Consider the following 6,554-nt stretch of genomic DNA (forward strand, 5'->3'; position numbering starts at 1 on the left):
GCGCGTGCCTCGGGCTCTGGCACGCGCATCTCTATCGTGAAGGCCGGTCATGGCGCCAGAAGCTGGAGCGGGCGCTGAACGACGATCGGCTGACGGTGCATTATCAGCCGATTGTCAGGCTTTCCGACAATAGAATATGCGGGGCGGAGGCCCTTGCGCGGCTGGTCGATTTCGACGGGACGTTGATCCCGCCCGATCATTTCATTCCCGCGGCGGAGACCTGCGGGTTCATCGGGCAGATCACCCGCAGCGTCGTCAGGCGGGCATTCACGGACATGGCGGCGCATTTTGCCGCCGATCCGAATTTCTATGTCAGCATCAATGTCGCCTCCGAGGACATACTGAGCCTGGAGTTTCTGGATTTTCTCGAGACCGAAACCCGGTCCCACGGGCTTTCCGCCGGTCAGGTCGCGCTGGAGTTGACGGAGCGTTCGACGGCGAGCGAGGACAGCCTGACCCAGGCGATGGCGGCTTTCAGCAGACGCGGCTATCGCATCCTCATCGACGATTTCGGCACCGGCTATTCGAACCTTGCCTATATCGCCCGCATGCCGATCGCGGGCATCAAGATCGACCGGATGTTCACCCAGGCGCTCGATCAGCAGGCGATCGGCGCCTTGATTGTGAGCAAGGTTTGCGAACTGGCTGCCGGTCTGAAGGTTGATCTGATCTGTGAGGGCGTGGAGACCGAAGACCAGGCGGCGCGACTCGCCGTCATGTATCCCGGTATGTGCGTTCAGGGTTTTCTGTATGGACGTCCGATGCCCGCCGTGCCGTTTTCGCGCGCATTTGCGGCAGTTGACCGTAGAGGGCCATGAGGGCAGGGCGCGCCTGCGATCCATTGATGCTTGTAACGCGGTTGCTGACTGCCTCCGATGAGTGCGGGAAAGATGCGGTGGCGCTCCGCTTTTGCAAGCGAGCATGCGCTTACTTCTGTTTGTCCAAGTCAACGGCAGGCGCACACACCAGGCTGACGCGCAGCGATGGTTGATCAGGGGATTTCATGCCTTCGCTCGGACGGAAGGATGGAAAACGTTAAGGCGTCCGGAGCTGACGAGGCAACGCCGATGCTGTCCGCGATGAACCCGGAAAGCGAGCCGCAGCCCGGCGAATAGACCCAGCTGCATAGATATTGCTAACTGAAAAGGCCCGGTGGAGCGATCCGCCGGGCCTTTTTGTTTTCACTGCTCCGACCGCTCCATTTGCTCTCAAGATATGCGCTCGCGCGTGTGTCTTCGAGACCGTGATGATTGCTCAGTTTTCCAGCGTATTCAGAGCAAGAGAAAATAGATTCACACGTATTATTGCAACCAAAAGTTGATAACAATAAAATAGAAACCGTTACGTGTATTATTGGTTGCGAATGTCCATCTGAACCATGAAATTGGAGAACCATGATGTCAATGAAAAATGATGCCCCACAAGGTGTGCCGGTTCCGCCGGAGGTGCTCAGCATAGGCGCTCAGGCAGTCGGAACGGGAACGAAAGGCACAGATGTGACGCTGACCGTTACTCCACCGAACGGAACACCGATCACACAGTTCAAAACGCAAGTTCTGTTCACTGGTAGTTGGTTCGTGTACAATATCGGAGATCAACCGCCCGGAACTATATATTCGGCGACTGCCTGTTATCCGGGCGGAGAACAATCCGACCCGTATGTCCGAGTGCTCGGCGTACGGCCGGCCCAGTTGCCAGGTATTTCAGCAGTCACCGCGTCGTCAGTCTCGGGAACAGCCCAGCCGGGACAGGAAATTCTGGCTTGGAGGGCGTCTGATGGGAGCAAGATCGTCGACTACTCGATGCAGTCCCCCTCCAGCGAAAACTTTCAGGCCCCCTATCTACCGGGCATGACCTTGAACGAAGGAGATTTGTTGTACCTCGTTTCGGCATATCCGGGGAACGGCAATATGTCGCCGTATGATGCAAAGCCTGCAGGTTATCAGGGCCTAGCCTCATGATATAGCCTCCTGCGGCAGGCCGTCCGGCCTGTCGCAAGATCGGTCGCCGCGAAGAGGCGCAGTGGGCATGAGATCGTGCAGGTTCGCAACGGAGACGAAGCCAGATGGCCTTCGGTTGCGGTTCGGCCCGGCCTTCAAATCCCTCAAGACAAACAAGAACGGCTGCGGGGATTATTCTCCTCCGAGCTTCACGATCGCCACTTCGCCTTCGAGCGCCGTCTGATAGGCTGACGCGTGGGGCTCTTCGTCGGGGATTTCGGAGATCATGCCGATCTGGTCGAGATCGGCCTCCGAATAGCCCTCGTTCGCCAGCGCGTTCAGCGTGTTGCGCACGGCGGTGTCCTCGTCCGGCGCGGCGATCAGGACGTGGACCTCGGTATCGCCGTTCCACTCGTGGTAGACCTTGCCGGTGATGATGAAGACCATGCGCTCGCCGTCGCTGGTGTAGCCGGGTATGGCAATCATGTCGGGCCTTTCTGTGATGTCGCTCCCGATCCGCATCAGCAGATGCCGGGGATAAGGGGCGCTTTCCGGTATGGCGCGGAGCCTGCTTCGTCGCATGATATCGCGATCCGGGCCTTGAAAGCGACCGTAGATTTTCCATCTGGTTGCCGTTCGATATTTATTATACCATAGGTTGTGTAATCGAGTTTGGCGAGGATGGAGCGCTATGTACAGGATCATTGATACGCCGTGGAACACGACGGCCTATATTCCCCAACTGAAAAGCGGCGGCGTCGAGACCGTCATCCGCTATTACAATCTCGAGGACTCCTCGTCCCTGCCGCAGAAGCAGTTTCAGCCGGACGAGGCCAGCGCCCTTGCCGCGGCCGGCCTCACGATGGCGGTCGTGTTCGAACAGACCGGTGGCGCGGACGGAAAGGTCGGCGATCTCGACCCGGCAAACGGAAGCCGCGATGCGGCGCAGGCTCTGAAACTTGCGGCCGCGATCGGGCAACCGCATGGGTCCGCGATCTATTTCTCCGTGGACTATGACTATTATGAGAGCGCCGATCTCCAGACCGTCGAATCCTATTTCGCCGCCGTGTCCAAAGCGCTGAAGGGCGCATACCGGCTCGGGGTCTATGGCTCCGGAACCGTGGCCTCCGCCGTGGTCGGCGCGGGCCATGCCGACCTGATCTGGCTCGCGGGTTCGACCGGCTGGTCCGGCACAGAGCAGATGCTTGCAACCGACAAGTGGGCGCTGTTCCAGAGCGAGATGGATATCACGGAGCCTCTCGCCCACGACGGCAATACCGCCTCGTCGGCATTTCCGAATTTCGGCCAGTTTACCCTTGGAAGCGGACCGGTTTCCTGAGGTGGTGAGCGGACATGGGCGATCTTGAAACGACGGTGGGGATGGCATAGATAGAGGCGGTAGCAAACGACAAGGATGCGCGGGACATGATTTCTCACCTCAAGACAGCACTGATTCTGGTCTCGAGGGAGAATTCCATCCATGCATGCGTCCATCACGCTTTCCGGCCTGTCCTATAGCACTGCTGACGGCCACACGCTTTTCAAAGACATTTCCGCGAGTTTCAACGCCGGGCTGACGGGCTTCGTCGGCCGCAACGGCGTTGGCAAGACGACACTGCTCAAGCTCATCGCCGGCGCGTTGGCGCCGTCATCCGGCAGCGTAGAGGTCGTCGGTCGGATCGCCGTGCTCGACCAGGCGGTTTCGGCCGGCGAGGGCGAGACGCTCGCCACGCTTTTCGGCATCGATGCCATGCTGGCGGCGATCGACAGGGCGGAGCGCGGCGAGGCCGATGCCGAAACGCTTGCCGCGATCGACTGGACGGCCGAGGAGAGGGCGGTTGCCGCGCTCGCCCGGCTGGATCTGGCAGCGCCGCTTTCAACGCCTCTGGGGCGGCTTTCCGGCGGCGAGGTCACCCGCGCCCGGCTGGCGGCGCTGGCTTTCGAAGCGCCGGACTTCATCCTGCTCGACGAGCCCACCAACAATCTCGATGTCCCCGGGCGGGAAGCCCTTGTCCGTTTCCTCGGGGATTTTCGCGGCGGCGCGTTGGTGGTCAGCCATGACCGCGCGCTTCTGGAGCATATGGATGCGATCGTCGAACTGACATCGCTCGGCATGACGCGCTATGGCGGCAATTTCAGCTTCTACGCGGCGGAGAAGGAGGCCGAGCGGCTGGCGCTGGAGCACGAACTTCGCGAAGCCGCGAAGGATGTGCGCAAGGCGGCACGCACCGTGCGCGAACGCTCCGAACGCAAGGCGCGGCGCGATGCCAAGGGACGCCGGCTGCGCGACCGTCGCGACCAGCCGAAAATGGTGCTCGACGGGATGAAGGCGCAGGCGGAACGGACTGGCGCGCGCGACAAGGCGCTGTCCGAACGCCAGCAGCAGGAGGCGGCGGCGGAACTGGCGAACGCCCGCGCCAGGGTCGAGGTGGTCGCGCCGTTCACGGTGATGCTTGCGCGTTCGGGGCTTGCCTCGGGTCGGCGGGTCGCCACGGCGGACCGTCTTGCCGGCGGCTATCGTCCGGAGCAGGCGCTGTTTCGCGATCTTTCCTTCGAGATGACGGGACCCGAACGGGTGGCGATTGCCGGTCGCAACGGGGCAGGCAAGTCGACGTTGATCCGCGTCCTGACCGGCAGGCTCGCCCCGCTTGCCGGCAGCGCCGCAATCCATGTGACCCATGCGCTGTTCGACCAGACGGTGTCGCTGCTTGATCCGGACCAGACCGTGCGCGACAATTTCCGCCGTCTCAATCCCGATGATGACGAGAATGCCTGCCGGGCCGCGTTGGCGCGATTCCGGTTCCGCGCCGATGCCGCCTTGCGGATGGTATCGACGCTGAGCGGCGGCGAGCGATTGCGGGCGGGGCTCGCGGCGGCGATCGGCGGCACCCGTCCGGCAGAGCTGCTGATTCTCGACGAGCCGACCAACCATCTCGACCTTGAGAGCCTCGCCACGCTGGAGGCGGGACTCAACGCCTATGACGGGGCGATCCTGGTGGTCAGCCACGACGCGACATTCCTCGAGAGAATCGGCGTCACGCGCATGATCGACCTTGATGGGCGGGCCTCATGAGGGGCGAGTCATTTTATTGCGCCGGGCGGTCCGCTTGTTGCCAAAACTTGCCGCCTCAGTGAGAATGGCCCGGAAACCGCCGACCCTTAAGGGTTTTGGTAAAGAAATTCCGGGCTTCAGGCTTGACGGTGGCCGGGGAACCGAGTATGTCCGCGCCAACGGAACCCATGTGAGGTCTGGCCGTTCGGGAAGCCAAATGTCCCGGAGTTCACCTCAGACTAGGTTCTATACAGCACGTTGAAGATCAAATGCTGCACGCATGACGCGGCAAAGCGCCTGTGTCCTCTGCTTTTAGGTCCATCCGCCGGAAAGGCGGCTTGGGCCGTGCTTGTGCGCATATAGCGCTTGATGTGCTTCTTTATCGCCGGAAACGGCATGGAATATGCCCCAGAAGGGCGATGAGACACGAAATCAAGGGATGGTTGAATGCCTACCGTAAACCAATTGATCCGCAAGCCGCGTCAGCCCCAGGTGAAGCGGAATAAGGTTCCGGCTCTGGAGCAGAACCCGCAGAAGCGTGGCGTTTGCACCCGCGTCTACACCACGACGCCGAAGAAGCCGAATTCGGCGCTTCGTAAGGTTGCCAAGATCCGCCTGACCAACGGCTTTGAAGTCATTGGCTATATCCCGGGCGAAGGCCACAACCTGCAGGAACACTCCGTCGTGATGATCCGCGGCGGCCGCGTGAAGGACTTGCCGGGTGTTCGCTACCACATCATCCGTGGCGTGCTCGATACCCAGGGCGTCAAGAATCGTAAGCAGCGTCGTTCGAAGTACGGTGCGAAGCGTCCGAAGTAATTCGGTTTTCATTTCTCTGGCGCTGCGCGAGGTTCTCCGCGTTTTAAGCGCCGCAACTGTTGAGAGACAAAGAACATGTCACGACGCCACAGTGCAGAAAAGCGTGAGATCAACCCGGATCCCAAGTTCGGCGATCTGGTGATCACCAAGTTCATGAATGCCGTCATGCTGCACGGCAAGAAGTCGGTCGCCGAATCGATCGTCTACGGCGCGCTCGACGCTGTCGAAGGCAAGCTGAAGCAGAACCCGGTTGAGGTTTTCCATCAGGCGCTCGACAACGTTGCTCCGCACGTTGAGGTTCGCTCCCGTCGTGTTGGCGGTGCCACCTACCAGGTTCCCGTCGACGTCCGTCCCGAGCGCCGCCAGGCGCTTGCCATCCGCTGGTTGATTGCTGCTGCGCGCAAGCGCAACGAAACCACCATGATCGAGCGCCTGTCCGGCGAGCTCATGGATGCTTCGAGCAATCGCGGCTCTGCTGTCAAGAAGCGTGAAGACACGCACAAGATGGCCGATGCCAACCGCGCATTCTCTCATTACCGCTGGTAATCAGAACACCGAGGAAGGCCTGATATCATGGCTCGCGACTACAAAATCGAAGACTACCGCAATTTCGGGATCATGGCGCATATCGACGCTGGCAAGACCACGACGACCGAGCGCATCCTGTTTTATACCGGCAAGTCTCATAAGATCGGTGAAGTCCACGACGGTGCTGCTACCATGGACTGGATGGAGCAGGAGCA

8 protein-coding genes are annotated in these 6,554 nt (G+C 60.7%); 7 read left to right on the forward strand and 1 reads right to left on the reverse strand.

Annotated elements, in window-relative coordinates; all coding sequences use genetic code 11:
- Together B4E36_RS21360 and B4E36_RS21365 are read left to right on the forward strand one after the other, a co-directional pair.
- Positions 1–818: EAL domain-containing protein (locus B4E36_RS21360; protein ID WP_345900800.1), on the forward strand; the 818-nt coding region annotated here is incomplete at its 5' end.
- 579 nt (positions 819–1,397) lie between these two features.
- Positions 1,398–1,961, forward strand: coding sequence for a hypothetical protein (locus tag B4E36_RS21365; protein ID WP_292052101.1), 564 nt, complete (start codon positions 1,398–1,400; stop codon positions 1,959–1,961).
- 171 nt (positions 1,962–2,132) lie between these two features.
- Here the strand turns inward: B4E36_RS21365 and B4E36_RS21370 are convergent, their stop codons facing one another.
- Positions 2,133–2,426 carry a transcriptional regulator gene (locus tag B4E36_RS21370; protein ID WP_292052099.1) on the reverse strand — a complete coding sequence of 98 codons (294 nt, stop codon included), beginning with the start codon at positions 2,424–2,426 and terminating at the stop codon, positions 2,133–2,135.
- A 205-nt stretch (positions 2,427–2,631) separates the two neighbouring features.
- Here B4E36_RS21370 and B4E36_RS21375 point away from each other — a divergent pair, with 205 nt between their 5' ends.
- From B4E36_RS21375 to B4E36_RS24390, 5 genes are all read left to right on the forward strand, one after another.
- The gene (locus tag B4E36_RS21375) at positions 2,632–3,279 is read left to right on the forward strand and encodes a glycoside hydrolase domain-containing protein (protein ID WP_292052097.1); all 648 of its coding nucleotides are present in this window, start codon (positions 2,632–2,634) and stop codon (positions 3,277–3,279) included.
- Between the two features lie 141 nt (positions 3,280–3,420).
- On the forward strand, positions 3,421–5,013 hold the full coding sequence (locus tag B4E36_RS21380) for an ABC-F family ATP-binding cassette domain-containing protein (protein ID WP_345900801.1): 1,593 nt from the start codon (positions 3,421–3,423) through the stop codon (positions 5,011–5,013).
- A 426-nt stretch (positions 5,014–5,439) separates the two neighbouring features.
- Positions 5,440–5,811 carry a 30S ribosomal protein S12 gene (gene rpsL, locus B4E36_RS21385; RefSeq protein WP_018065617.1) on the forward strand — a complete coding sequence of 124 codons (372 nt, stop codon included), beginning with the start codon at positions 5,440–5,442 and terminating at the stop codon, positions 5,809–5,811.
- Positions 5,812–5,886: 75 nt separating this feature from the next.
- Positions 5,887–6,357: a 30S ribosomal protein S7 gene (gene rpsG / locus B4E36_RS21390; RefSeq protein ID WP_018065616.1), complete on the forward strand. Its 471-nt coding sequence runs from the start codon at positions 5,887–5,889 to the stop codon at positions 6,355–6,357.
- Between the two features lie 27 nt (positions 6,358–6,384).
- On the forward strand, positions 6,385–6,554 hold a 170-nt coding region (locus tag B4E36_RS24390; RefSeq protein WP_414673805.1), incomplete at its 3' end, for a GTP-binding protein.

The sequence above is a fragment of the Martelella sp. UBA3392 genome (assembly GCF_002358775.1).
In the GTDB taxonomy this organism is placed as follows: Bacteria; Pseudomonadota; Alphaproteobacteria; order Rhizobiales; family Rhizobiaceae; genus Martelella; species Martelella mediterranea.